The 25971-nt window shown below is 69.6% G+C and carries 23 protein-coding genes; 9 read left to right on the top strand and 14 right to left on the bottom strand.

Annotated elements, in window-relative coordinates; all coding sequences use genetic code 11:
* Positions 1-152: 152 nt before the first annotated feature.
* From hpf to mtrA, 5 genes are all read right to left on the bottom strand, one after another.
* Positions 153-809, bottom strand: a complete 657-nt coding sequence (gene hpf / locus RN51_RS06135; RefSeq protein WP_045263163.1) for a ribosome hibernation-promoting factor, HPF/YfiA family — start codon at positions 807-809, stop codon at positions 153-155.
* 87 nt (positions 810-896) lie between these two features.
* Positions 897-1604, bottom strand: coding sequence for a ComF family protein (locus RN51_RS06130; protein ID WP_052674613.1), 708 nt, complete (start codon positions 1602-1604; stop codon positions 897-899).
* A 91-nt stretch (positions 1605-1695) separates the two neighbouring features.
* Positions 1696-3414, bottom strand: coding sequence for an LpqB family beta-propeller domain-containing protein (locus RN51_RS06125; RefSeq protein ID WP_045263162.1), 1719 nt, complete (start codon positions 3412-3414; stop codon positions 1696-1698).
* Entirely contained in the window at positions 3411-5090 is a 1680-nt protein-coding gene (gene mtrB / locus RN51_RS06120) for an MtrAB system histidine kinase MtrB (protein WP_045263161.1), read from the bottom strand. Before mtrB ends, RN51_RS06125 begins: the two co-directional genes overlap by 4 nt.
* Positions 5091-5097: 7 nt before the next feature.
* Positions 5098-5778 (bottom strand): MtrAB system response regulator MtrA, encoded by a 681-nt coding sequence (mtrA, locus tag RN51_RS06115; RefSeq protein WP_045263160.1) that lies wholly within the window; start codon positions 5776-5778, stop codon positions 5098-5100.
* Between the two features lie 98 nt (positions 5779-5876).
* Here mtrA and RN51_RS06110 point away from each other — a divergent pair, with 98 nt between their 5' ends.
* Genes RN51_RS06110 through RN51_RS06090 form a run of 5 tightly spaced genes read left to right on the top strand, consistent with a single transcriptional unit; the run spans position 5877 to position 11414 of the window.
* Complete coding sequence (locus RN51_RS06110) at positions 5877-7268, top strand: glycerophosphoryl diester phosphodiesterase membrane domain-containing protein (RefSeq protein WP_045263181.1); 1392 nt, start codon at positions 5877-5879, stop codon at positions 7266-7268.
* Positions 7265-7906, top strand: coding sequence for a DUF4129 domain-containing protein (locus RN51_RS06105; RefSeq protein ID WP_045263159.1), 642 nt, complete (start codon positions 7265-7267; stop codon positions 7904-7906). The genes RN51_RS06110 and RN51_RS06105 overlap by 4 nt, the downstream gene beginning before the upstream one ends.
* A 2-nt stretch (positions 7907-7908) precedes the next feature.
* Positions 7909-9138 (top strand): DUF4350 domain-containing protein, encoded by a 1230-nt coding sequence (locus RN51_RS06100; RefSeq protein WP_052674612.1) that lies wholly within the window; start codon positions 7909-7911, stop codon positions 9136-9138.
* Between the two features lie 44 nt (positions 9139-9182).
* Positions 9183-10106, top strand: coding sequence for an AAA family ATPase (locus RN51_RS06095; RefSeq protein ID WP_231579232.1), 924 nt, complete (start codon positions 9183-9185; stop codon positions 10104-10106).
* Positions 10107-11414: a DUF58 domain-containing protein gene (locus tag RN51_RS06090; protein ID WP_045263157.1), complete on the top strand. Its 1308-nt coding sequence runs from the start codon at positions 10107-10109 to the stop codon at positions 11412-11414.
* A 38-nt stretch (positions 11415-11452) separates the two neighbouring features.
* Here the strand turns inward: RN51_RS06090 and RN51_RS06085 are convergent, their stop codons facing one another.
* Positions 11453-12445 (bottom strand): stage II sporulation protein M, encoded by a 993-nt coding sequence (locus RN51_RS06085; protein WP_045263156.1) that lies wholly within the window; start codon positions 12443-12445, stop codon positions 11453-11455.
* Between the two features lie 16 nt (positions 12446-12461).
* On the opposite strand from RN51_RS06085, the gene RN51_RS06080 reads away from it, so the two are divergent.
* Positions 12462-13271: an RDD family protein gene (locus tag RN51_RS06080; RefSeq protein ID WP_045263155.1), complete on the top strand. Its 810-nt coding sequence runs from the start codon at positions 12462-12464 to the stop codon at positions 13269-13271.
* Positions 13272-13316: 45 nt separating this feature from the next.
* Here the strand turns inward: RN51_RS06080 and RN51_RS06075 are convergent, their stop codons facing one another.
* From RN51_RS06075 to RN51_RS06060, 4 genes are all read right to left on the bottom strand, one after another.
* Positions 13317-14531, bottom strand: a complete 1215-nt coding sequence (locus RN51_RS06075) for an ABC transporter permease (protein ID WP_045263154.1) — start codon at positions 14529-14531, stop codon at positions 13317-13319.
* The gene (locus tag RN51_RS06070; protein WP_197073188.1) at positions 14528-15301 is read right to left on the bottom strand and encodes an ABC transporter ATP-binding protein; all 774 of its coding nucleotides are present in this window, start codon (positions 15299-15301) and stop codon (positions 14528-14530) included. The genes RN51_RS06075 and RN51_RS06070 overlap by 4 nt, the downstream gene beginning before the upstream one ends.
* Positions 15277-16203: an efflux RND transporter periplasmic adaptor subunit gene (locus tag RN51_RS06065; RefSeq protein ID WP_045263153.1), complete on the bottom strand. Its 927-nt coding sequence runs from the start codon at positions 16201-16203 to the stop codon at positions 15277-15279. The genes RN51_RS06070 and RN51_RS06065 overlap by 25 nt, the downstream gene beginning before the upstream one ends.
* Positions 16204-16303: 100 nt before the next feature.
* Complete coding sequence (locus tag RN51_RS06060) at positions 16304-16510, bottom strand: DUF3499 family protein (protein WP_045263152.1); 207 nt, start codon at positions 16508-16510, stop codon at positions 16304-16306.
* A gap of 77 nt (positions 16511-16587) precedes the next feature.
* Between RN51_RS06060 and RN51_RS06055 the strand changes: the two genes are divergently transcribed.
* Positions 16588-17016 (top strand): hypothetical protein, encoded by a 429-nt coding sequence (locus RN51_RS06055; protein ID WP_231579231.1) that lies wholly within the window; start codon positions 16588-16590, stop codon positions 17014-17016.
* A 54-nt stretch (positions 17017-17070) separates the two neighbouring features.
* Here the strand turns inward: RN51_RS06055 and RN51_RS06050 are convergent, their stop codons facing one another.
* From RN51_RS06050 to manA, 4 genes are all read right to left on the bottom strand, one after another.
* Positions 17071-18456, bottom strand: a complete 1386-nt coding sequence (locus RN51_RS06050) for a DUF5719 family protein (protein WP_045263151.1) — start codon at positions 18454-18456, stop codon at positions 17071-17073.
* Complete coding sequence (locus RN51_RS06045; RefSeq protein ID WP_045263150.1) at positions 18453-21467, bottom strand: glycosyltransferase; 3015 nt, start codon at positions 21465-21467, stop codon at positions 18453-18455. Before RN51_RS06045 ends, RN51_RS06050 begins: the two co-directional genes overlap by 4 nt.
* 105 nt (positions 21468-21572) lie before the next feature.
* The gene (locus RN51_RS06040; RefSeq protein WP_082066470.1) at positions 21573-21893 is read right to left on the bottom strand and encodes a WhiB family transcriptional regulator; all 321 of its coding nucleotides are present in this window, start codon (positions 21891-21893) and stop codon (positions 21573-21575) included.
* 161 nt (positions 21894-22054) lie between these two features.
* Positions 22055-23185, bottom strand: a complete 1131-nt coding sequence (gene manA / locus RN51_RS06035; protein ID WP_045263149.1) for a mannose-6-phosphate isomerase, class I — start codon at positions 23183-23185, stop codon at positions 22055-22057.
* Between the two features lie 69 nt (positions 23186-23254).
* Between manA and RN51_RS06030 the strand changes: the two genes are divergently transcribed.
* Both RN51_RS06030 and RN51_RS06025 read left to right on the top strand, forming a co-directional pair.
* Positions 23255-24670: an O-antigen ligase family protein gene (locus RN51_RS06030; protein WP_045263148.1), complete on the top strand. Its 1416-nt coding sequence runs from the start codon at positions 23255-23257 to the stop codon at positions 24668-24670.
* Entirely contained in the window at positions 24667-25965 is a 1299-nt protein-coding gene (locus RN51_RS06025) for a lipid A core--O-antigen ligase (RefSeq protein ID WP_045263147.1), read from the top strand. Before RN51_RS06030 ends, RN51_RS06025 begins: the two co-directional genes overlap by 4 nt.
* Positions 25966-25971: the final 6 nt, after the last annotated feature.

The following is a 25971-nucleotide window of genomic DNA, read 5'->3' as shown; positions in this document are numbered from 1 at the left end:
AACGGTGCGGGGGCGACCTCGCATCCGGCATCCTGGGCGGGCTCGTGATCGGCAGCCTGCTCGACGGCATCTTCGACTGACCGACCGGGCCTCCAGCCCATATCGCAGAACGGCCCGCTCCCTTCCGGGAGCGGGCCGTTGCGCGATTCGGATCAGGAGGCGAGTGCCTCCGACGGCGGAGCCTGGGTGCTCAACGCGATCACACCGTAGTCCCATCCCTTACGTCGATAGACGACACTCGGGTGGTCGGTGCGGACGTCGACGAAGAGGAAGAAGTCGTGCCCGACCAGTTCCATCCTGTCGACCGCTTCTTCGACGGTCATCCACTCGGCGTCGAAGCTCTTCGTGCGGATGACGACGGGCGAGTACTCCTCCTCTTCGGTCTGCTGCACCGGCACGCTGCCGGTCGCGACCGCACGGAGGACGTCTGCGGATGCCGGCTGGACGTCGATGCCCTCCAACGCTCCGCTCTCCTTCTCGAAGTGGGCGCCACGGGGGTGCTGTCGTCCGTCGACTCGCTTCTCCTTGGCGCGACGCAGCTGCTCGGACATCTTGTCGACGGCGAGGTCGAGCGCCACGAACTTGTCTCCGTCCGTCGCCTCGGCGCGGACGACGGGGCCCTTTCCGATCAGGGTGAGCTCGACGGTCTCATCGGGGATCCGGCCGTTGCGATACACGCGGTGGGTGACCTTCACATCCAGCCGCTGCGCACGCGACGCCAGCATCTGGATCTTGGCGATCTTCTCTTCGACAACGGTTCGGAAGCGATCGGTGATACCCACTCCGACGCCAACGATGCTTGTTTCCATTGCTGCCTCCTTGTCCCGGTCCTCCCGGCCAAGGGCGGACCGTGGTCGCCTTGTGTCCCCCCACCGTAGTCCGCCCGTCGGCGGATGTCACGGGGTGCTCCCCCTGTGTCGCCGATGTGTTCCCGATGAGGTTGATCCGAATCCGTCACGACGCGGCGTGGCGGCCAGCGCGACCGCCGCCGAGACGAGGAAACCTGCCTCGGTCAGCGCTCGGGCCGCCTCGTCGAACGTCGCACCGGTGGTCACGACGTCGTCCACGATCACGACCTCGGCGCCTTCACCTGGGCGACGCGCCCGCATGGCGCCGCTCATGTTCGTCACCCGCTCCCGCGCGCCCAGCCCGCGCTGGTCGTCGGTCCTGGCAGCAAACCTGAGCACCCGCTGCGGTGCCACCTGCGCCCTCCGGATCAGGAGGTCCGGCACGCGGTAGCCCCGGCGGCGGAACGCGCTCCGCGTCGTCGGCACCGGCACGACCAACCTGCTCGCAGTCTCGGGCGACCTCAGCACGGACGCCAGCGCTGCGCCGAGCGGCCGGGCCAGGTAGGTCTCACCGTTCCCCTTGAGCCGCCGGATGCACCGCGCCGCCACTCCGTCGAACGGGAGTGCGGCCGTGACGGGGAGACCCCGAGGCGTCAACCGCTGCAGGGGGTTCGTCTGTAGAGGGTTCGGCTGCAGGGCCCGCAGGCATCGACGGCATAGCAGGGTGCCGGGTTCATCGCACCCCGCACAGGTCGCCGCGACAAGAAACGCCACCACCTCGGCGCCCAACTCCAGAAGGTGAGGTCTCGTCCGCATCCGATCATTCTGCGGCCGTACAGGCGCCTTCGTGGGGCGACCGGCCCGTCCGCGAACGACGAAGCGCGGGTCCACGCATGTGCAGGACGAGTCACTCGCCGACACGGGTGGCGAGCACGGTGACGCCGGAGGCGACCTCTCGCCATGCCGACCCCGCGTGCGCGAACAGCTCGCCGTTCGCACCGAGCACCCGTACACCGGACGCGGTGCGCGCCCCCGCGATCGAGACGGCATTGCCCGGTGCGGCCTCCGCAGACCCCGGTCCCCCGACCATCTGAGTGATCAGCCGCGGACTGCTCGGATCGGTGAGCACGCCGACACGGTCGGGTCCGAGCCATACCAGCCCTGTCGCCGCCTCGGCGAGCTGGGTCAGCTGCATGATCTCCCCGAGTTCGATCGGCACACCGGTGGAGTCTCGAACCACCGCGGCGACGACGGCCCACATCTGCTTTCCGACCGTGACGACCGCGGCGACTCTGGCCCCATCCCCCGACACTCTCAGGTGAGAGATGCCCGACGCACTCGGCCATGCCTTCGCGATCGAATGCGGGACGGCGTCGCTCCCTGAAGCCTGCAGAGCCGCCGGTGCCCCCGCGGGCACGGACCAGGTGTAGCCGTAGGGATCCAGCGACGGATCGATGAGCCCGGGGCGGGAGTCGAGCTCGTCGAGGCTTCCCGCGCCGACGAGGTAGACGTGCTGATCGGCGAGCCTCGTGGCGGCGTGCGAGTCGTCGCCCGCCACATCGATGGAGAGGATCGGCTGCGGGATGGATGTGATCTCCGCGCTGATCCCGTCGAGAGGCGAGATCTCATCCCCGACGATGCGCCCGAACGCGCCGTTCTGCAGCACGAGCGTGCCGACCTCGGTCGAGGGCTCCTTGACCTCGGCCTGGCCCGCGTCGAGGTCCCGCCCGTCGACGGTGAAGCGCACCTGGGTCACGGCGACGCCAGAGGCCCTGAGGGTCGCCTGGAGCTGCGTGCGCATCCGGGACAGCGTGGTGGCATCGAGTCCGCCGGCAGGGCGCGTCAGCGCGACATCCGCGACCTGTCCGACGATGGGCACCGCGTCCTGCGCCAGCTGCACGTCAGCGGGGAAGGCGTTCTGCACCGCGGGATCCAGCCATTCGCTGGGGGCGCCCCCGATGAGCGCTCGTGTCACGGTCGTCGCGGGGCTCTGACGCCGCGGGAACCAGCGCATGTCAGGGACCAGTCGCGACCAGCCGAGATCGAAGTACTGCAGCGGATAACCCTCGAACACCTTCGAGAACCGTGTCTCATCGATCACGACGCCGTCCGGAGCCTGGGTGATGCGCCATTCGCCGTTCTCCATGCGCTGCACCGTGAACGCCACCGCGGAAGAACCGACCGCCTCGGAGTATCCGCCGGAGTCGTCGACGCTCGCGACGAGGTCCAGAGTCACCTGGACCTCGGCGGTGTCCGCGTCCTCGACCTCGTCGTCGGGGACCGAGGACGTGACGGTCCTGGTATCGGGGCCGATGTCGATCGACACCCCGGCGGAGGGGCTCCAACTCCGCTGCAGCGACGGCGCGAGGAAGTCGCGCGCGGTGTCCCAGTTGTCGGTCGTGGTGATGCCCGCTTCGAGGAAGCCGTCGACGATCTCCTCCGGCCCCGCGCCCGTGATCGGCCCGGAGGCCACGGGGAGGATGTCGATGTCCTGTGGCGACTCCCCGAGCTTGAGCCCGACGGCGACATCGCCGCTGGTCGGCAACCCGGCGCACGCGGGAAGCAGCAGAGCGACGAGCGCCAGCGCGAGTCCCCGCAGTCTTCGCCTTCCCCGGCGCTCGGTCACGACGGCTCCTCCTCATCGAACATCCCGTCCGGCGCGTCGGTGAGCGAGATCGGCTGCGTCGCATCCCCGATCTCCGCGAACGGCTCCTGCGGCTCCACCGGGATAGGGCTCGGGCCTTCCAGCACGCCGTCGTGTCGAGGAATGGTCAGGACGAAGTTGGTCCCCACGCCCAGTTCGGACCAGACATCGAGCGTGCCACCATGCAGCGTCGCATCTCCCAGAGCGATGGACAGCCCCAGCCCCGTCCCGCCGATCGTCCGCTGACGCGAGGGGTCGGCACGCCAGAACCGGTCGAAGACCCGCTCCGCATCGGCCGGTTCCATACCGAGCCCGAAGTCCCGCACTCCGGCGGCCACCGCGTGCTGGTTGCTGTCCACCGTGACGACCACGGGGCGCCCCTCCCCGTGCTCGATCGCATTGCCGATCAGGTTGCGCAGGACCCGCCGCACCCGGCGCGGGTCCATGTCCACCGGAGAGTACCCGCCAGGGGCCACGAGTCTGAGCTCGGTGCCGCGCCCCTCCGCGAGGGGACGCATCTGCTCGATGATGTCCTCCGCGAGGTGGGTGAGACTCGTCGCCTCCAGCTCGAGCTGCACCGAGCCAGCGTCGTACCGGCTGATCTCCAGCAGGTCGGACAGCAGCGTCTCGAAGCGCTGCACCTGGGCGTGCAGCAGTTCCGCCGTGCGGGCGGTGGTGGGGTCGAACTCCTCGCGCTGGTCGTTCAGCATGTCGGCAGCGAGTCGGATGGTCGTCAGCGGTGTGCGCAGCTCGTGCGAGACATCGGACACGAACCGCTGCTGCACCATCGACAGCTCGCCGAGCTCCTTGATCTGGGACTCGATGCTGTCGGCCATCGCGTTGAACGAACGTCCGAGCGTGGCGAGCTCGTCCTCCCCGTGCACCTCGAGACGCACGCCGAGGTCACCCGCCGCCAACCGCGCGCTCGTCTCGGCAGCCTGCACGATCGGGCTGGAGACGGCACGGAGGACGATCCACGAGATCGCGGCGACGATCGCCACCAAGCCGATTCCCGCGATCCACAGCGTCCGCTGCACGAAGACGAGGGTCTGATCCGCGTCGCCGAGATCGTAGGCGAAGTAGACCGCGAAGGCCCCTGCTTCCGGGACTTGCAGTTGTTGACCGACGATGATGCCGGGGACTTCTCGCCCGTCCGCCGCCGGCAGCGCCACCGACTGCCACGCCTGCCGATCGTCGAACTCGACGACACGCGCCTGGAGCTCGGGGCTCAGCAGACTCCGGCTCAGCCCCGCCTCGAACCCGTTCAGCCGCACGCCCTTGGCATCGTTGACCTTGAAGCCGGCGATCTGATCCGTGCTCGAGGTGCGGGTCAGGGTGGACTGCACGCTGTTCCAGAGTTCGGTGAGGGCAGCGGAGTCGTCCCCCACCTCCGCCACGTCCAGGATCCCCTGGGCCTGGTCGACCGCGCGACGGGAATCCTCGAGCGCGACGTCCTTGCGCGAGATGAAGAGATCGTTCTGGATGACCAGGGCCATCGTCACGCACGTGATGAAGATCGCGAGCGACGTCGCCAGGAGGGTGATCGAGAGCGTGCGGAAACGCAGCGAGCGTCTCCAGAGGAGCCCCAGCATCGTCGGCCAACCGCGCCAGTCGCGCAGGACAGCGACCGTCGTGGTGGTCGCTGTCGTCGCGGCCATCGTGCGCCTAGCCGACGCTCCCGGCGCGATAGCCCACGCCGCGCACCGTCATGACGATCTTCGGATTGTCGGGATCGAGCTCGACCTTGGCGCGCAGGCGCTGCACGTGGACGTTCACCAGGCGGGTGTCGGCCTTGTAGTGGTATCCCCAGACCTGCTCCAGCAGCATCTCGCGGGAGAACACCTGTTGCGGCTTGGAGGCGAGTGCGACGAGAAGCTGGAACTCCAGCGGCGTGAGCGCGATCGGCTCCGAACCACGACGGACCTCGTGCGCATCGACGTCGACGGTGAGATCGCCGACGCGGAGCTGCTCGCTGGTGGTCTGCGGCGTCGGGCGGAGGCGGGTGCGGATACGCGCGACCAGTTCCTTCGGGTTGAACGGCTTGACCATGTAGTCGTCCGCTCCGACCTCGAGTCCTCGGACCACGTCGGCCGTGTCGCCGCGAGCGGTGAGCATGATGATCGGCACGCCGGACTCCGCGCGGATGCGGGTGCAGATCTCGATGCCGTCCATGCCGGGGAGCATGAGATCGAGTAGCACGAGATCCGGTCGCTGTGCTCGCCATTCATCGACGGCGCGCGCACCATCGGCGCAGAAAACCGGCTCGAAGCCTTCGGTCCGAAGCACGATCCCGATCATCTCGGCGAGCGCTGTGTCGTCGTCGACCACGAGAATACGTGAGGTCATAAGAGTTACCTTATGGCACCGAGTCCCAGCGATCCCAGGTCTGCGCACCGCACAGGGGATATGACACGATGGAGGCGCGCGATGGAGAGGGAGTGCCTGTGACCGGACAGACGTGGACGCCTGCCCCGAAGAAGGGCATCATCCCCCTTCATCCGCTGTCGTTCGGGATGCTGCTGGGGAAGGCCTTCGCGGCACTGCGACACAACCCCAAGGTGCTCTTCGGATTCGCCGTCGTCATCCAGCTCATCGTGGTCATCGTGGCGTCCGTGGTGATGGGCGTGGTGCTGTTCACCACGTTCAGCCGCCTCGAGACGGTCTCGCCATCCTCGCCGGACTTCGAGGCCGTGATGGCGGGCACCATCGCGATCAATCTGATCGCCGGGCTGGTCGTCGGGGTCGCCTCGATCGCCTTCACGGCGATGATGCAGGGTGTCGTCGCCGCGGAGATCGGATATGCCGCAGTCGGGGTGAAGGCCACCCTGCGGATGCTGTGGCGGCGGATGGCTCCCGCGTTCTGGAGACTCGCCGGCTTCGCCTCTCTCTCCGTGGCCGCCATGTTCGGGCTGTTCATCATCGCCGCCGTCATCATCGCGGGCTTCGTGGCCGGAGGGCTCGGGGGAAGCATGGAGATGGTCGGCGTCGTCGTGCTCGTGGTGGTGCTGATCGTGCTCGCCTGCATCCCTCTCGCGGTGTGGCTCACCACGAAGCTGCTGCTGGTGCCATCGGTCCTGGTCCTGGAGCGTGCGCGTTTCCGCGAGGCCTTCGTCCGCTCCTGGCGCCTCACCCGCGGGCGATTCTGGGTCGCCTTCGGCGTGATGTTCCTCATCAGCGCGATCATGGGCATCGCGGCGCAGGTCGTCAGCGTGCCGGCCACGTTGCTCGGCTCGCTCCTGGGCTCCGTCGTCGCCCCCACCGGAGCGACGGACCCGAGCGCGGTGGTGGCATTCGTCGTGACCCTGATCGCTCCGCAGATCCTCCTCCTCGTCATCCAGGCGATCACGCTCGTGGTCCAGAGCACCGGCGCCGCGCTCGTCTACCTCGACTGCCGGATGCGTTACGAGGGGCTCGACCAGACGCTGATCGCCTATGTGGAGCGCCGCGACCTCGGATGGACCGATGAGCAGCAGGAGGATCCCTTCCGCGTCGATCCCTCGCGTGCGGTGACCTCGGCTCCCCCGCCCCGCCAGGTCCCGGAACACGTGATGATGTCCCAGGGCTACCCGTACCCGCCGTCTCCCGCGGCACCCTACCCGGCTCCTCCGACGGCGGGATATCCGACGCAGGGGTATCCGACGCAGGGGTATCCGACGCAGGGGTATCCGACGCAGGGGTATCCGGGCCAGCCCGTTCCGCAGCCGACGCAGCCGACTCCAGCGACCGGCGCCTCGCCCGCGGCCTTCCCGCCACCCCCTCCTCCCGCGACCCGGGCTGCCGGGGACGCTCCGGCCGACAGCGGCTGGACAGCACCCGGCTCCGACGGCACCGCATGATCCGACGGTTCGACGATCTCTTCGTGCCCGATGGCGACGAGGCTCGACGCTGGGCGGAAGAGGAGCTCTCCAACCCGCGCTACACCGACGCCAAGCCCACATGGTTCGACCTGGTGGCCCGCGACATCGGTCGCTTCCTCGCCGACCTGTTCAGCTCGGACAACGGCGCGAACGTGGGTCCGTCGGCGCTCATCATCGTGAGCATCGTCATCGCGGCGGCTCTGGTCGTCGCCCTCATCGTCTGGGGACGGCCACGCAGTTCGCGGGCGATCGGACGAGCCCATGGCGACCTGCTGGGAGCCGCCGACGATCGCAGCGCTGCGCAGTTGAGGTCCGATGCCGAGCGCGCCGCGCGCGAACGCGACTGGGACTCCGCGACGATCCTCCGCTACCGTGCCATCGCGCGCAGCCTGCGCGAACGCGATCTGATCGATCCGGCACCGGGCGCCACCGCTCAGGGGATCGCCCGCGAAGCGAGCGCGGTGTTCGCCGACGAAGCCGAGGCGATGCGGCGCGCAGCCCTCACCTTCGATGATGTCCGCTACCTCGGACACCCGGCGACGGCCGAGGCGTATCGCGACCTCGTCGACACCGACGACCGGATCCGCGGACGCCGACTGGAAGCGGTGCCGTCGTGACCATGACCGAACACGAGCGCGCGGTCTCGACTCCCCCCGGCGACCATCTCTCCTCCACCGCCGAACGCCGCCCGAGTCGGGCGAAGACCATCATCGGATGGACCATCGTCGCAGCGCTCGTGCTGATCGTCACGGTGGTCGGACTTCGCGTGGCGGCGACGGCACCCGGCGCGCGCGGAGCCCTCGACCCCGAAGCCCGCAACGATGCCGGCGCACTCGCGCTCGCGAACATCCTGCGGGATCAGGGCGTCGACGTCGAGGTCCATCGTTCGCGCGTCGAGGCCCGCGCCGCGATCGACGACGACACGACACTCGTCATGGCGAATCCCTACACGCTCACTGACGACGCACTCGCGACGCTCATGGAACCCGCCGAACGCATCGTGTTCCTGTCCACGAGCACGCACCTCTTGACCGAACTCCAGATCGGCGGCAATGCGTCGGGACCCTCGGCGGCCGCGACGGCGGAGTGCGACGTCCCGGAGTTCGCGAAGGTCGGGACGATCCGTGCCGACCGTCTCTTCACCCCCGCAGACGGCGTGCAGGCCTGTTTCGGGGACTCCGAAGGCGCCGCAGTCCTCGTCGATCGTCGCACCGGCGCGCAACGCACAGTGGTGGAGGGGGCCAGGCTCTTCGGCAACGCCTACCTGGCCGAGAACGGCAACGCGGCGCTCGGGCTCGCCCTGCTGGGTCAGACTGAGCGCGTCGTCTGGTACGTCCCCAGCTTCTCGGACTCCGACATCGAAGCCGAGCCGGTCGACACACTCGGCACCCTCACTCCCCCGTGGGTCACACCGGCCATCCTGCTGCTGATCGCGGTCGGCATCGCGACGGCGATCTGGCGCGGCCAGCGTTTCGGTCCCCTCGTCGCCGAGACGCTGCCTGTCACCGTCCGCGCCTCGGAGACGATGCAGGGACGCGCACGTCTCACGGCCAGAGCCGGGGACTCCGCACACGCCGCGCAGGCGCTCCGCGACGGTGCTCAGCGGCGGCTCGCCCGTCGGCTCGGGCTCGCCGTCCACGCCGACGTGGATGAAGTCGCCGACGCCGCATCGGATAGGCTGCGTGTCCCGCGCGGCACGCTCCAGGTGCTGCTTGCGGGGCCGCTCCCCGAAGACGACGCCGCCCTGATCGAGCTCGCCAGACGGCTCGACCAGCTCGAGACAGCGGTGGAGGACACCGCCCGCACCGACTCGACCACCCATCCCCGAGAAGCAGAGGGAAACACGTGACCGCTGAGAACCATCCCACCGACGACGCCGCGCTGCGTCAAGCCATGCACAGGGTGCGCACCGAAGTCGACAAGGCCGTCGTCGGCCAGGCCGGCACCGTCACGGGACTGCTCGTCTCGCTGCTGGCTCGCGGCCACGTGCTCCTCGAAGGCGTCCCTGGTGTCGCGAAGACACTGGTGGTGCGCTCCTTCGCGCGGGCGCTCGGCCTCGACACCAAACGCGTGCAGTTCACCCCGGACCTGATGCCCGGCGACGTGACCGGCTCCCTCGTGTACGACGCCCGTACCGGCGAGTTCGATTTCCGAGCCGGTCCCGTCTTCACGAACATCCTGCTCGCGGACGAGATCAACCGCACGCCGCCGAAGACCCAGGCCGCGCTCCTCGAGGCGATGGAGGAGCGTCAGGTCTCGGCGGACGGGGTCAGTCGCGCCCTCCCCGACCCTTTCCTCGTCGCGGCGACCCAGAACCCGATCGAGCACGAGGGCACATACTCCCTGCCCGAAGCCCAGCTGGACCGCTTCCTCATGAAGCTCGTGGTCGGCATGCCGGAGCGGGACGCAGAGGTCTCGGTGCTGCGTCGGCACGCCGCGGGCTTCTCCCCCCGAGAGCTCACGGGGGTGGACGCGGTGGTCACCGCCGAGGAGATCCGGGCGGCGCAACACGCTGCTGCCGCGGTCGAGGTGACCGACGATGTCCTCGGCTACGTCGTCGACCTCGCCCGTGCGACCCGGCAGTCGCCGTCCGTCGAGCTCGGCGCCAGCCCCCGCGCCTCGACCGGGCTGCTCGCCGCCGCGAAGGCCTGGGCCTGGCTCAACGCGTCTTCGGCGGTCACCCCCGACCATGTGCAGACGATGCTGGTCCCGGTCTGGCGCCATCGTCTCCAGCTACGTCCGGATGCGCAGATGGAGGGGGTATCCGCCGATGCGGTGCTGACCTCTGTGGTTCAGCAGACCAGGGTGCCGATCTAGGTGTTCATCACCGGTCGCCTCGCCGTCGCCATAGCCATCGGCATCGTCCCGCTCGTCATCGCCGGACTCGCGGGCTATCCGGCGTATGCGGTGCTCGGCGCCTGGATCGCTCTGTGTCTGCTGCTCGTCGCCGTCGACGTCGCCCTCGCCGCGAGTCCGCGCTCCGTCACCGTGAGCCGCCGTCTGCCTGCACGCGCGCGGCTCGGCGAGCCGGTCCCGGTGAGCGTCGCGGTGCACAACCACGGCAACAGGGCGCTGAACGCGACGATCCGCGACGCGTGGCAGCCCACGGCGGGCGCTCCGCTCGACCGGCAGCAGCTGCGCATCGCTCCCGGTGAACGCGGCCGCGTCTCGATCCCGCTCCTCCCCCGCCGTCGCGGCGAGCTGGTGAGCGAGTTCGTCATGCTGCGGTCGCGCGGGCCCCTCGGCATCGCCGGTCGACAGGCTCGACACGTCGTTCGCGGAGCGATCCGGGTGCTGCCGGCGTTCTCCTCCCGCAAGCATCTTCCGTCGCGCCTCGCCCGTCTGCGCGAGCTGGATGGCAACACCAGCATTCAGGTGCGCGGCCAGGGCACCGAGTTCGACTCGCTGAGGGAGTACGTGCGCGGAGATGACGTGCGCTCGATCGACTGGAGGGCGACGGCTCGCGCCGGGACCACCATGCTGCGCACCTGGCGGCCGGAGCGGGACCGCCACGTGGTCATCATCATCGACACGGGGCGCACGGCCGCGGCACGTGTCGGGGACGGCACCCGCGTGGATGCCTCCCTGGAGGCCGCGCTGCTGCTGGCGGCTCTCGCCTCCCGCGCGGGCGACCACGTGCACCTGCTGATGTACGACAGGGTGGTCCGCGCGCGAGTGACGGGCGTCGACGGCGCTGCCCTGCTGCCGGCACTGACCGACGCCATGGCTCCCGTGCACGCGCGATTGGTCGACACGGACTGGCACGGCGCGTTCACCGCCGTCCGCACCCTCACCACACGCCCCTCGCTCATCGTGGCGCTGACGGCCCAGGACGCGGCCGAATCCGCGCGTGGATTCCTCGGTGCCTTCCCAAACGCGTCCAGGGCGACCACCGTGCTGGTCGGCTCCGTGACCGACGACGGCATCTCCGCACTCGCACGACGACGCGACTCCCGGGAGGACGTGTACCTCGCCGCAGCGGCCGAGCGGACCCTCCGCGATGCGGAGAACGTCGCCGATGCGATCCGACGGGCCGGTGGGGAGGCGATCGCCGCCGACCCGGAGGAGCTCCCGCCCCGGATCGCCGACCGTTACCTGGAGTTGAAGGCGGCGGGTCGGCTCTGAGCCTGCGCCGGCGGTGAGATCGTGACGGACCCCGTCCGTCAGCCGGCCACCAGACGCGGCGTACCCGCCTCGTACTCGACGAGATCGCCCGTCTCGCCCTGTCGGTGCGCGCGCCCACCGACGACCAGCATGTAGATCAGGAACACCGCGAGTGCTGCGGCGCCGATGGCGATCTTGACCGGCCAGGGCAGCGCCCAGCCGGTGACGAAGCCCTCGACGAGCCCCGCGAGGAACAGGGCGAAGACCAGACCGATCGCCACGGTCGCGAGCGCCCGCCCTTGCTCGGCGAGCGCTTCGCCGCGCGAGCGACGCCCCGGCGCCACCCAGGCCCAGAAGACGTGCAGACCTGCGGCGGCCGCGACGAAGATGCAGGTCATCTCGAGCATCCCGTGCGGAAGGATGTACAGCACCATGAGGTCGGCTTTGTCGTGAGCCGCCATCACCGCCCCGGCGGTTCCGAGACCCATCGCGTTCTGCACGAGCATGTACACCGGCCAGATCCCCGTGACGCCGAAGAGCACGCACTGCATCGCGATCCAGGCGTTGTTCGTCCAGACCATGCCCATGAACACGGCTGCGGGGTTCTCCGTGTAGTAGCCCGTGAAGCTCTCGTCCGCGTACTGCTCGAGTTCCGACGGGGAACCCAGCGTCGCCACGAGCGCGGGGTCGCTCGCGATCCAGGCCGCGGTGCCGACCGCGACCGCGATGAAGGAGATCGCGATGACCAGGGTCGTCCAGCGCAGGCGATACAGCGCAGCGGGCAGCTGCAGCCGGAAGAAGCGTCCGGTCTGGGTGAGGATGCTGTCGGATGCGCCGGTCAGACGCAGGCGTGCGCGGACCAGGATGGTCGACAGGTAGGCGCCCTGCGGGGAATCGCCGACCGAGGTCTTGAGCTCGGCCAGGTCGGCGGAGGCGGCGCGATATCGGACGATGAGTTCGTCCACCCCGTCACCGTCGAGACGGGCGCGACTGAGTTGGTCCAGCCGCTCCCACTCGGCGCGGCGTGCATCTGTCAGCGCATCGGCATCCACCTGATTTACTGTACTCATGTCCACCCCGATCGATGCTGCAGACGAGGTGCTCTCCGGTGAGGCCGTGGCGATCGACGTGCAGCCCATCGGCTTCCTGCTCCGAGCACTCGGAGCGGCGATCGACATGCTCCTCGGATACGGCGTGTTCCTCCTGTGGATCTTCCTGCGCATCTGGCTGCTCGATGCCGGAGTGCTCGACGAGACGACGGATCGGATCACCACGGTGTCGGCCCTGGTCGTGAGCTTCGTGGTGCTGCCGATCACGATGGAGGTCGCTCTGAAGGGACGCAGCCTCGGCAAGCTCGCGGTCGGCGGACGGATCGTGCGCGTGGACGGCGGCGCTGCGGGCTTCCGACACGCCTTCATCCGCGCCCTCCTCGGCGTGTTGGAGATCTACATGACCTTCGGCGGTGTGGCGGTGCTCACCGGCGCATTCAACGCGCGCTCGCAGCGCCTGGGCGACCTGGTCGCCGGCACCTACAGCCAGCGTGTGCGCACCCCGGCCCTCGTCTCGCACGTTCCCGTGCTCCCTCCGTCGCTGGCCGGGTGGGCACAGATCGCCGATGTCGCCCGGCTCCCCGACCGGCTGGCACGTCGCATCTCGCAGTTCCTGCAGAGCGCCCCCCGCATGATCCCGGCAGCACGGGCTCGCGTCGCGCTCGATCTGCTCACCGAGGCGACTCCGTTCGTCTCGCCGCCGCCCCCGGCTCCGCCGGAGCAGGCCCTGATCGGCATCACCGTGCTGCGCAGGGAACGCGAGCGCAGGGCGTTGGAGAACTCCGATCGTCGAGCCGAGCGGCTCACCGGCAGACGCGTCGGCGTTTGAACGGCGCGGGTCACCACGACGTCGGCCGCACCTTCCACGCGCGTGTCAGAAGCGGATCGCGTCGATCACCTTCACTCGCAGAGCGACCAGAGCGGGGATGAACCCGGACACTGCACCGACGATGACCGAGGCGAGGAGGCCGATCAGCGCCGCTCGCATCGGGAAGGGCGGGATGTCCTGGATCCCGTAGAACAACGAGGTGATGATCCACTCCGAGCGCAGCACCGCGACCACGATCGCGATCCCGATCACTCCCGCGACCGTCGTGGCCACCAGGCTCTCCAGGAACACCGCGAAGAAGACCCGACCTGAGCTGGCGCCGAAGGCTCGTCTGACGCCGATCTCCCGCACGCGTTGACGCATCGCCACGAGCTGTATGTTGATCAGGCTGAGCGCCCCGAGGGCGAGGATCAGGGCCGCGATACCGCCGGTGACCATCTCGAAGGTCGCCTGCGCATCCAGCGCGCCCGGCTGCGCAGCCCAATCGGACCTGCTCACCGACACCGTCTGACCCTCGGGCAGCCCGGCTCTGAGGTCCATCGCGAGCACGGGTGCGATCCGGTCCACCTGGCCGGTCCCCATCCAGATCTCGTACTGCGTCCAGGCGTCGGCGGGCAGCGAATCCACGCGTGCCCGATAGGAGTCGTAGAGCAGGTCGACACGCAGCTCCTCGTCGCCCATGCCCTGGCGCGGAGTGATGCCGATCACCTGGTATGTCCCGCCCGCGGGGCCGCCGAGCGTCACGGTCGGGTGCTGCGACAACGGCACACGCCCCAGCCGATCCCACAGCGGCTCGGTGATCACGATGGGCGGAGCCATCGCCTCGCTGTCGGAATCGACGAACCATCGCCCCTCCAGCAGGCGCGCGCGGTGGATCTGCGAGAACGCGGGGTCCATGACCCTCGCCTGCACCTGCACGATGCCGTCGGGGAACTGGACGTCGAGCATGAGCCCCTGGGAGATGCGCGCCGTGTGGCTGAAACCGAAACGCTCGGCAACACGGTTGAATCGCGCATCGAAGTCATCGGCGTCGACGGGCGTGCCGTCGTCGCTGTTGACCGCCACGACGACGGTCGCCGCTCGTCCACCCCATCTGTCGGACTGCTCGGCCTGGAACTGGCGCTGGTACTCGGAGATCGCGACCACGGCGGTGAGCGCGCCGACGGAGACGGCGATCCCGATCAGGCTGAGCAGCACGCGGAGCTTGTGCACGCGGATCTCGGCCCAGGCGTCGGAGAGCGCGCCGAGGAACCCGGTCATGCGACGACCTCCGGCGCAGCCGAGGGCACCGGAGCCGCGAGCGTCGACGCCTCGAAGGCTCGGCTGAGGTCTGCGGTCTCCAGCCGTCCGGCGTCGAGTCGATAGTGGCGGCGCGCACGCGCGGCGACATGGAGATCATGGGTGATGGTGACCAGGGCGGCGTCGGTCTCGGTCGCCACCTCGTCGAGCAGCGACATGACGGACGCCCCGGTGTCGATGTCGAGGGCTCCGGTCGGCTCGTCCGCGAGGATCAGCACCGGCTGGCGCACAAGGGCCCGCGCGATGGCGACACGCTGCTGCTCGCCACCGGAGAGTTTGTCCGCGATCTGCTCGATGCGGTGCCCCAGGCCGACGCGCTCGAGCATGTCGGCCGCGATCTGGCGGCGGTTCCAGAACATGCGCCCTCTGGCATGGCCCAGCGGCATCATCACGTTGTCGATCGCCGTACGCCCCGGAAGGAGGTTGAACTGCTGGAAGACGAAGCCGACGTTGTCTCCGCGAAGGCGATCGAGGCGGCCGGACCGCATCCGACGCACCTCACGGCCTTCGAACGCGACGGAGCCGGAGGTCGGTGCATCCAGCATCCCCAGGATGTTGAGCAGCGTCGATTTCCCCGATCCCGAGCGTCCGACGATCGAGACGTGATCTCCGGCGCCGACCTCGAGAGTGATCCCCCGAAGGATCTCCAGCCGCGAGTCGTCGGCCAGCAGGACGCTCTTGGAGACGTCGTCGAGCGCGACCAGGCTCACCAGCTCGTCCCGGTGTCGCACTGTTCCACGCCCGGGGAGACCTCGTAGCAGAACTCCTCGACCGGCGCGACGAAGCCGGGTACGAACTGGCGGATGCTGTCGCCCTCCGTCAGACCTTCGGTCACCTCGACCATGACGCCGTCGTTGACGCCGAGCGTCACGGCCCGCTCCTCGGGGTCGGACCCGTCACCGGCGTCGACCCAGACCTTCCCCGAACCCGCTCCGCCCTGGACAGCGGTGACCGGGATCACCAGCGCGTCATCCACCTGGCCGAGGGCGAGGTCGATCTTCGCGGGGAGACCGGCGAAGACCGTCTGGTCGGCCGGGATCGCGCAGCGCACGTTCGCCGTGCCCTCCGCCGTCACCTGGACCCCCACGCCCGTGCAGGCGAACGGTGCAGGGCCGCCTGTGATGGTGACCGTGGCCTCGGTGGGAGCATTGACGAGCCGGTACAGCTGCACGGGGTCGACGGTGGCGAGCAGATGGTAGCGCGCGGGCGTGAGCTTGTACGTCTCGGTGCCGACCGTGGTGGCCTGACCCTTGACGACGGCGAACTCCGACACATCGCCGGCCTCGGGCGCGAGCACGTCGATGTCCTTGCGCGGCTCTTCCTGACGCACGGTGTAGAGCTTCTGCCCTGCGGCGACGGCGGCTCCCTCCCCCACGTGCACGGCAAGGACCGTGCCGTTGAGCTCGCCCCGGATGGCGAATGCGTCGTCGCGGGCCACGTTCCCGCTCAGGCTCAGGGCGTTGACCACCGAACCCCGCTCCACCACGACGACGGGATCCGTGATCCCCGCCTCAGGGCTGACGACGCTCTCCGCACGGTCGGGGAAGAAGGCGATCTTGACGAGCGCGGCGGCGCACGCACCGAAGACCACGACGAGAAGCAGGGGGAAGATCCAGCGGCGCCAGACGATCACGAGTGCCTTTCCGGCCGCGCCGCCCTGGCACGCCCGCGGTCAGCGTATCCAGACTTCGGATTTCAATGGTCGGCCACGACCGCGTGTCGACGCAAAGGCGTCAGGCGCGGAGTGCCTCGTGACGCACGACAAGCCAGCCTGAAGGCACCGAGAGCCGGTCCGCGTGGGGCGAGCAGAGATCATGCGCCTGAGGGTCGTTCGCCGCACCGAGCGGGCCCAGAGCCGCCATCTGATCGCCGTAGTCGTAGGTGAGGGTGGCCACGGCCTCTCGCGCGCAGCCGACCTTCGAGCACAGTCGTCCGTCCATCTCCGTCAGCGTACGGGGCCTGCCGACGCGGAAGCGGATGCCGCGCCGCGCGTGCCCGCACCGCCTAGACTTTCGTCATGCCCCGTCGCCGTACCGTGTCACCCTCCGCCGCTGCCCGGCGGGGTGCCCGGCACGGTCGTCACGGTCGGCTGGGCCGAAGCGAGGTCGTCCGGCCGCCCCTGGCTCCTCTCGACGGGCGCGTCGACAGGTTCGACCTCACCGTCGGCACCGCGGTCGAATTCCTCCGTGGCACGTGGCCTGAACTCCAGGACGTGCGGTTCGAGATCGGTGCGATCCCGGCGTTCGACGCGACGGAGGAGGTGCCCCGGTGGTACCTCGACCGCGAGAACCGACGCATCGTCCTGTTCCGGCTCCCCATCGAGCGGCTCCTGCCCCCGGGGCACGACGATGCGGCGCATCGACGCATGGCCATCGAGAGCGCCGTCTTCCGTGCCGCAGCCGAATACGTCGGCCGCGAACCGTGGGATCTCGGCCACGACCACTGACCGATGCCGGTCGGCCGCCGATGCGCCGTCACGGAAGTGGAGTGCCGCCGCTGCTCAGGGGTAGACCGTGATCGGCTGCTCTCCACCGGCGCTCGTCTGGACGGGCAGTACCGCGATGGCACCGGGAGCTGTGAGAGCCACCGCTGCGTGCACGGGTCCCGTCGTCTGCATCCGATAGGTCGTGCTCCCCTCCACGGCGATGCCGGAGGTCTCCCCTGCCGGGATGACGATCTCCTGCGGCTGACCCCCGTCGAGCGCCTCGAGCGTGACCGTGGCGTCGGAGTCTGCGGTGTTGGCGAGCTGCAGGCGGGCATCGGGACCGGAGGGCACGGCGAACACCACATCGACATCGATCTCGGGAGCCGGCATCACCCAGGCGAAGTCCGAGGCGAGCCCGAAGCCGTCCTGTTGTCTGACTCCGGCGATGAGCGGCACGTCCGCCTCGACCTCGACCGTGTATCGACCGGGCTCGAGCCCGGAGAGGGACACCTGGGCGGGGAGACCTGCTTCGACCGGAACGGTGAACTCGTCGGCCAGACCGGCCTCCCCCTCCGCATGGACCTTCACCTGGACTCGCGCGTCGTCACCCGGTGAGAGAACGCGCAGGACGGCCATCTCGGAATCGTCGCCGCTTGCGGCGAAAGCCTCCACCCCGGTGAACACGAGCTTCTGCTGTGCCCCGGGCACCGAGTCCTGGAGGTCGATGCCCGCGGGATCGAGAACCCGCACCAGCGAGGACTGAAGGGCGGCCCGCACCGGAGCTCCCACGGCGCTCACCTTCACCACCGGTACATCGTTGCCGGTGGCGAACGATGTGAGCGGAAGCGCTGTCTGGGAGCGCGGGGGGACGATCACGGTGCGCGTGCTGCGAGCCGGTCCGTACACCGCCAGCGTGACCGTGGTGGGGACCTCCGCTGCATTCGTCAGTGTCACGATGTCCTTGGTGCCGGTGGCGATGCTTCCTCCGACGAGCCACGACTCCAGTCGGGGCTGACCGCAGGGCAGTGCGGCGTATCCCGCGAGATCGTCCGCGGCGATGGTGATCGACTCGGCACCGGCGATCAGCGGTGCCGTGCGCCCGTCGACCGGCCCGGTGAGCAGTTCCGGCCCGTCGGCCTCCGGCAGGTCCGTCCCCGTGAGTCGGGTCGCTTCCGGATCGCCGGCCGTGCCTCCCGTGGTCAGGGAGGGCGACGCGGCGGGGAGCATGTCCAACGGGGCCCCGGAGTCGCGCCCGAGCGCTCGGAGATCACCGTTGCAGACGAGGATGCTGTCTCCGGGGACCGGCGTGACCTCGACCTGTGCAGGATCGTGGGCGACGACCGGCCACGGGGCATGCACCGCCGTCGCGACACCGACCACGCACGCGGCGATGACGGCTGCCCCGGTGATCACCCTGGCACCGGTCGCGGCCACTCGGAATGCGCGGTTGCCACTGCTCATCGGTCCTCCTCGTTCGAGGTCGGGCGTCGGTCACCACGGTCCGTCGCGGCATCGGCGTTCGTCGTGTCGCGTTCTTCGGTCGTGGACTCCGCTATCGGCGCGAGTGCCTCATCGTTCAATGCGGGCTCGTCCTGCGGGTCCTCGATCGCCCCCACGGGCACATCCTCGAGCGCCTCTCGGTCCTCCGCGTGCCTCGGCAGGACGATCGGCTCGTCCGGCACACGTCCGACGATCCGCGATTGGGCGCGCGCCGCGCGTCGGGAGGCCCTGGTCGGGATCGACAGCAGGAGCGCGGCGAACACCGCCAGCAGCTGCAGGGTGACCACGAGGCGCGCCGTGCCCTGCTGGGCCGAGGTCAGGGAGGGCTGCGCGGCGGGTTCGGCTTCCAGCCGCCAGAGCACTCCGCGATCCGTGGTGCCCGCGTGCACGAGACCGGCACGCTGGTCGATCGCTGCGACGGCGGAGGTGCGCAGCGTCCGTGCCTTGTCGCCTTCTCCGGCGACCTGGGCGACGAGCACGTAGCTGATGCCGGTCTCCGCGAGGGCGCCGGGCGCATCGAAGTCGCGCGCGGACAGGAGATCAACGGCCAGCCTCGAGATGTCGGAGCCCTGCGGCTCGACGGCCGTGGAGATCATGGTCGACTGCGAGCCGAGCGTCTCGCTCGCGCCCCACACCACTTCTGCGGCGAGCCCCCCGTCGTTCTGCGGAGTCAGCACGAGGGTCGCGATCGGCCGATCGTCGGCGGCCTGTGCGGCCACGTATGCCGGCAGCGTCGAGTCCGGTCCGTTTGTGAGCACCGAGCGGTCGGTGTGCTGTGCGCTGAGTGCGGGGATCGCGCATACCGCCAGCGGGACAGCGGCGACGACAGCGGCGAAGACCCGCAGTCGCGGCAGGGTGAGGGCGGTGTCCAAAGTGACCACTGCGGCTCCGACCACGCCGATCCACGCCAGGCTGAGTCCTGCCCCGGGCCAGATCGCGACCGGCGTGCCCTGAGCGAAGCTCACGGTGATGCCGACCGCGAGGAAGGCTGTCGCCAGGCCCGAGGCGGCGACGACGAGTAGCGTGATCCCCGCCCGCCAGCGTGGTGCGAGAGCAGCTCCGAGGGCGAGAACGGCGAGGGGAGCGCAGAGCAGCGGAGCCCACGCGGCGATCGACGAGGGGACGACATCCATCCACCCGGCGAGCCCCGGCGTGGGGAAGCCACCGGCGAGCGCGAGACGCCCTGCGGCGTCCGCGGCGACCTGCGGGCCCGCCCAGAGGAGTCCTGGATCGCCCAGCAGCGCGAGCGGGGTGCCGTGCGCGAGCTGCCAGAACACGAGAGGAGCGAACAGGGCGATGGTCGGCACCGGCAGCCACAGCAACCGCCCCGCGCCGCGGAACTGCGCGGTTCCCAACACGATGCCGAGCGCGACGACCCACAACAGGGCGAGCGCAGGAGCGAGCGAGGGTGCGCAGGCGATGACCGCAGCGAGGAGAAGCGAAGCGCTTCCCGCCGCGCCCCAGGATCGGTGCGCGACGACAGCACTGTGGAAGAGCCAGGGAAGCAGCAGATGGACCAGCACGGCAGTCGGGCGTCCGTCGACGAGGGCCGTGAGGAAGGTCGGGGCGAGAGCCCACGCGACTCCCGCGAAGATGCGCAGGCCCTCACGATCGGTCACGCGTGTGGCGGCGAACCACCCACCGAGGACGGCGAGCGGGAGCGCGAGGATCCACAGCAGCACCATCGCGAACGATGGACCCGCCGGCCAGAGCGAGCCCAGCACGGCCACGACGGACGCGAAGGGGTCGGCCGGCCCGACCAGGCCGAGGGCGACATCGCGCATCCCCCACGCGGCGTCGCTCCACAGCGCGCCGGCTGTCTGTCGGAGAGGCAGCAGAGCCCCTCCCCCCAGCGTCGGCCATGCCAGCAGACTCGTGAAGGATGCGATGCTGACCACCAGCGCTGCGAGCACCGCCCACGCACCACCACCCGAGAAGAAGCGCAGTTCGCTGACCGCACCGCCTTCGCTGCCGTGTCCATCGTCGAGGCGCCGCCGCAACTCCGACGACGTCACCCGCAAGGGCGCGATGCTGGCCCAGCTTGATGTGCGGAACGCCCGGATGCCGGCCCGGGACCGCGCGACCGCGCCGAAGCGGGACATCGCGGTGAGCGCCGCACCCCATTCCGGGAGCACGGCTTCCGGGCGCTTCGCGACGAGATCGGTGATCGAGCGCCACAGCGCAAGCGGCAGCAGGCTGAGCCAGTGCAGGGGCACGGCTGCCGCGGGCGCGTACGCCAGGCGCCGGTGCAGCTGCGCAAGACGTGTGACGTAGGCACGCTTCGATCGACCGGGCGGCAGTGCGGCCGGACCGCTCGGCGACACGGAGACCCGAGCACTCGGCGCGAGCACGACGCGACCACCGCCCAAGCGCGCGCGGACTCCGAGGTCGAGGCCTTCATCGGCTCCGGCGAGCGCGGGGTCCGGGCGCAGCGCATCACGGACTTCGCCGCGGATGAGAAGGCCCCGCACGTCCGCACCGAGCGCGTCGTCAGAACGGTCATGCTGCCCCTGGTCGAGTTCGCCCGCCGCGAGTTCGACCGAACGTCCGAGCGCGGTCATGCTGACTCCGAGCGACACGATCTCTCGGTCGTTGTCGATGGCGACGAGCTTCGGAGCGATGATGGCCGCCGAGGGCGAGCGCTCCAGCGTTCCGATCAGTCGCTCCAGAGCTCGCGGGTGCGGCGTGGTGTCCTGGGCCAGCAGCCATGTCGCCGCCCCTTCCGACACCCGGGGTCTCGCGAGTTCGACGGCCTCGGCGAAGGAGGTGGTGGCTCGCGCCTCGATGATCCCCTCGACGGTGGCCGCGACGACCTCGCTCTCGCGCAGCGACGACGCATCGCCGCACACGACGAGCGTGACCGCGGCGGGGGGAGCGGTCTGAGCGCGCAGGGCGTCGAGAGTGCGGAGGAGTTGCGCGCGGGAAGACGATCCAGTGCGCGCGACGATGATGGCGTGAACTCGGGCTGGCATGACGTCGTCAGCCTATGCGGGTGACCACCGACGTCTGCGTACTGGACGCGGCGCGCCCGCGAAGCCACGCGCCCCTGCGGTCCCGCTTCGAGTGCGACGGAGGGTTCAGCTCGCGCGGCGCTTGAGCTTCCGGCGCTCGCGCTCGGAGAGCCCGCCCCAGATGCCGAATCGCTCGTCGTTGTTGAGAGCGTATTCGAGGCATTCGCCGCGGACGTCGCACGAGGTGCAGATCCGCTTGGCGTCTCTGGTCGATCCGCCCTTCTCGGGGAAGAACGCCTCGGGGTCCGTCTGCGAGCACAGAGCATCGCTCTGCCAGGCGAGGGCGTTGTCGTCCTCCGCGGCGTCCGTGCGCCGCACCCCGGGAACGCCGAGGTTGATCGGATCGACGAACCAGTTCTCCGGTACGTCTGAACGGTATCCCGTCATCTCGATCTCCAACCCTGTCTCCGCCCCCCGGCGGGCCGTGCGCATGACTAATTACACCCGTGTCATTCGCTCCGGTCAAGTCGCGGATCGTAAACCCTCAAGGAACCGTTTAAGGTTCTTGACACATCGTCGGCGTGTCGGATCACGAGGATGAGCGTGCGTCAGTGCCCTGGACCGGCGACGAACACCTCTCCCTCGCCGGACAGGGTGATCCTCTCCTCGGCCGAGTCCGCGAACGCGACGGTGCCGACGGCGAGCGTGAGGGCTTCCCCGGTCGAGGAGGCGACCGTCACCTCCCCGCCCGTGGCCAGCACCATCGTCGGGCCGGACACCTCGAGTGCGACAGGGGCTCCGTCGAGGACGACCCGCTCCAGCGCGAAGTCGGGGACCGGAACGGGGTACGGGGTGATCGCCCCTTCACTCCGCGCCCGCAGCACGGGCACCTCTCCAGGGGCGGTGTCGAGGATCGCGAGCAGCTCGGGGACGTCGATGCGCTTGGGCGTGAGCCCGCCCCGGAGCACGTTGTCGCTCGCCGCCATGATCTCCACCCCGAGACCGGAGAGGTACGCGTGGAGCAGGCCGGCGCGGAGGAAGACACCCTCTCCCCGCTCGAGGACGACGTGATTCATGAGAAGCGCCACCACCACACCCGGATCGCCCGGGTACACCTGCGCCACGCCGGCGATCGCCTGCAGGGTCGTGGCCCACTCCCCCGTGTCGGTGCGGGTGGATGCGGCGACGATCGCCGTGATGATCTCGTCGACCTCGGCGTGCGCCTGACCCCCCAGCAGCCAGGCGATCACATCGCGCAGGGCGTCGCCTTCCACGCTCAGGCGCGTCCGCAGCTCCCGGATCCCCTGGTTGTCGCCGAGGGTGCCGAGGAGTGCGAGCGTCCGGGGAACGGGACGCAGCCCGCTCAGCGACTCGAACCGCTCGCTGAGCGCGACGAGGAGCTCCGGTTTGTGGTTGTCGTCCCGATAGTTGCGCCGGGGGTCGTCGGCCGCAAGATCGCTCTCCCGCTCCCACCCCGCCCTGGCCTGCTCGATCGTCGGGTGCACCTGGATCGAGAGCGGACTCCCCGCGGCCAGCAGCTTGAGGAGGTACGGGAGAGCGCCGCCCGTGACCTGGTCGAGGGTGCCGCCGCCGTCGACGTCCGCGGGGTCGCCGGGGTGGTCGCCGAACCAGACTTCGGCTTCCGGTGCACCGGTGGGCGTGCGCCCCTCGAGGCCTGCGAGAAGCGAGTCCGATCCCCAGGCGTAGTCGCGGGGTGTGTTCGAGAGGCGCAGCAGCATGTCCCCCAGCGTAGAGCCGTGCTGCGGCGTTCAGCGACGCCGGGAGCACGGCGCGGTAGCCTGAACGCGATGGCCCAGTATACGAAGCATCCGGTGTCCGCCCCGCCCACCGCGCCGGAGCGCGAGTCGACGGGGCATCTGCTGTTGCGCGGATACGCGATCCTCGTCCTCTTCGTGACGTTCGCCCACTCCGCCGTCTACAACCTCCTCGGGCGGGACGGAGCCGCCGTCACGCTCGCGGTCTTCACCCTCACGACCCTGGCCATCGGCATTCCGATGCTCGCGCGCAATCGCCCCCAGCCCTTCCGCTGGCGGCGCCTGCCCTGGGCGGCCCTCGGCTACACGGCCTTCGCCCTCCTCTCCGTCGCCTGGTCGCAGTGGCGCGGTCCGACGGTCATCACCTGGATCCTGCTCGCCGCGGTCACCGTGAATGCGCTCTTCCTCGCCCACGTGCTCACCTGGCACGAGATCGTCCGGGCACTCTCCTCGGCGTTCAAATGGATCCTCGGGCTCTCGCTCGCGATCGAGCTCTGGGTCTCGTTGGTGCTGCACGCACCCCTGCTGCCCAACTTCCTCACCCTCCCTGACGGCAAGATCGATCCGCAGTGGTACTGGGTCCGCGACAACCTCATCGACGGCGGCCGGATCCAGGGCATCGTGGGGAACGCGAATCTGCTCGCGATCATCTCCCTCTTCGCGATCATCTCGTTCGGGGTTCTGTTCGCCGCCAAGGCGCGCTGGCGCACCACGCTGGCTCTGTGGATGCTCCTCGCCGCCTACTTCCTGTTCCGGACCGCATCGGCGACGGCTCTGGTGTGCGCTGCGGCGGTCGCCGTCGTGCTCGCCGTCGCGCTGCTGATGCGGCGTGCGCGCACACCGGGAGCGCGCACCCGCATCTACGTGGTCTCGATCGGCGGCGCGGCGGTCGCGGCGGTGGCGGTCTGGCTGTTGCGCGAGCCGCTGCTGGGACTCCTCGGCCGCAGCAGCGACCTCACCGGCCGATCCGAGAAGATCTGGACCAAGGTGCTGGAGCGCGCGGCCGAGCACCCGATCATCGGGAACGGCTTCTCGAGCCCGTGGATCCCCGAGGATCCCGCCTTCGACCACTGGATCACCGACCACGGGATCACCGTGTTCCACGCCCACAACATGTGGCTCGACGTCCTGCTCCAGCTCGGTGTGGTGGGTGTCGTGCTGATGGCCCTCGCATACGGCACGCTGCTGTGGCGCTCCTGGTTCTTCGCCGTCGATCGTCCCCGCTGGGACCTCGACGACGCACGGCCGTTCTCCCCGTTGACCCTGCTGCCCAGCCTGTTCACGGTGGTTCTGCTCGTCCAGGGCCTGACCGAGTCCACTCCGATCATGCTGTGGGGCTGGATGCTGCTGGTGCTCCTGTCGTTCAAACTCAAATCGGTGCCGCTGGTCGGCGTCGGCGAACGCGACCTGCTGTTCGAACGCGGTGCTCGGCAGCGGCGGGTGCCGTGACGTCGGCACGCCCCGTCGTGCGGCTGCTCGGCTCGGTCGAACTGGCACGCGCCTTCACGCTCGCAGCGCTGGCGGCGGTGTTCGGGTCGTACGCCATCCAGCAGATGACCTCGGCGACCACCCTTGCGACGATCATCACCGTGCTGTGCCTGCTGGGTGCGGCCATCCTCTGGGTTCGTCGCGACGAACTGTCGCTGCTGCGCATCGCGCCGTCATCGCTGCTCGCTTTCCTCGCCTGGGCCCTCGTGAGCGTCTTCTGGACCACGGACAAGTCCGACACCGTCTTCGGGTGGATGTCGCTCTTCGGCTACGCGTTCCTGGCCATCACCATCGGACACGTGCGCGACACGCTCCAGACCGTCCGTGCCATCGGTGACACGCTCCGCGTACTCCTGGCCGCGTCGCTCGCGGTCGAGATCCTGTCCGGCGTGCTGCTCGACGTGCCGTTCGCGTTCCTCGGCATCCAGGGGAACCTCGCGGTGGGCGGCCCGATCCAGGGGCTCTTCGGCAGTCGCAACATGCTCGGGTTCATCGCCGTCATCGCACTGATCACCTTCGTGATCGAGTGGCGCACGCAATCGGTGAACACCCCCTTCGCTGTGGTGTCGATCACCCTCGCGGGCTTCCTCGCGGTCCTCTCCTCCTCCCCGACCGTCATCGTGCTCGCGGCCTCGGTCGGCGCGGTCACCGCGGTGCTCACGATCGTCCGTCACACCCCGGCCGATCGGCGTTCGATCGTGCAATGGGTACTCGGTGCCGTCGTGACGCTCGCCCTCGCGGCGGCGTTCGCTCTGCGCCACCAGATCATCGCCGTGCTCGACGCCGGTTCCGACTTCTCGATCCGGGGGTCGCTGTGGAACACGATCCTGGACTTCGTCGCAGTGAAGCCGGTGCAGGGGTGGGGCTGGTTCGGCGACTGGGCACGGGGCGAGTATCCGTTCACGTACATCAACTTCCAGCTCGACGACCGCCACCAGAGCGCTCTCAACGCGTTCTTCGACGTGCTGCTCCAGCTCGGCGCCGCAGGGCTCGTCCTCTTCCTCCTGCTGGGCGGAGTCGCCCTCATCCGCTCCTGGCTCGTGGCGAGCACCCGCCGTTCGGTGGTCTACGCCTGGACCCCGATCATGCTGGTGACCCTGGCGGTCGACTCCATGTTCGAGAGCTTCACCCTCGTCGGTGCCGGATGGTTCATGCTCGTGCTGTGCGCGCTGCGCGCCGGACAGTCGCGTTCCTGGCGCGAGAACATCGATGCGGCGCACACGGGCGCCATCCCGACCCTGCGGCCTCAGGAATAGCCGAGA

Origin of the sequence: Microbacterium oxydans, assembly GCF_000956405.1 — a bacterium.
Taxonomy (GTDB): domain Bacteria; phylum Actinomycetota; class Actinomycetes; order Actinomycetales; family Microbacteriaceae; genus Microbacterium; species Microbacterium oxydans_C.
Note: the sequence above shows the minus strand (reverse complement) of the source record. Positions and strands in the feature narration are given on the sequence as shown.